Genomic DNA, 636 nt, shown 5'->3' with positions numbered 1-636 from the left:
GAGTGAACTCCTTGAGGGTAAGGTTGGAGTCCGCAAGCTTGGCGATCTTGAACGAGGCATCCGTTTTCGTGCTGATGGTCGAAAATAGGCGGTTCAAGGCGGTGCCGGATCGTTCGGCACTGAACCCGGTTTCCTCCAGCACGGCTGCATACGCTAGCACGTTGTTGAGTCCTACTTTCGTCTGCGCAGCCACTGCCCCGACTCGTTGAGCTACATCGGTCAGGAACGGAGCCGTAGCCGCTCCCACAGCCCCTAGTTCGTTGACGGCCGACCCGATGTTCAATAGGTTCTTAGCCACATCCGGGCCTAGTTCCTTTCCGAAAACGGTGTTGAGCTTGCCAAGACTGGTAGCGATTTCCTCCGCGCCGCCAGAAAAGTCATCCCCTAACGCTTGGACCGCAACGTCAATCGCTTTCGTGAACTCTAAAATATCGCCTTTGGCAATGCCTAGCTGCCCGCCGACTTTAGCAATATCCAACAAGCCTTGCAACGAGGTGCGGGTGTTCAGTCCTTTTAGGCTGTCGGCTAGGTTATCGAACTCATCAGCGGTCAGTCCTGTCGTTTTGCGAACATCGGCTGCTTGGTCACTGAACTCTACGAGGTTGCTGAAGACGGATTGGGCCGCGCCTAGAATGG

1 protein-coding gene is annotated in these 636 nt (G+C 55.5%); it reads right to left on the bottom strand.

Annotation, left to right across the window (positions count from 1 at the left end; all coding sequences use genetic code 11):
• Positions 1 to 636: phage tail tape measure protein (locus tag BXP70_RS29225; RefSeq protein ID WP_179197917.1), on the bottom strand; the 636-nt coding region annotated here is incomplete at both ends.

It is taken from the genome of Hymenobacter crusticola (assembly GCF_002154225.1).
GTDB classification, from domain to species: Bacteria; Bacteroidota; Bacteroidia; order Cytophagales; family Hymenobacteraceae; genus Hymenobacter; species Hymenobacter crusticola.
Note: the sequence above shows the minus strand (reverse complement) of the source record. Positions and strands in the feature narration are given on the sequence as shown.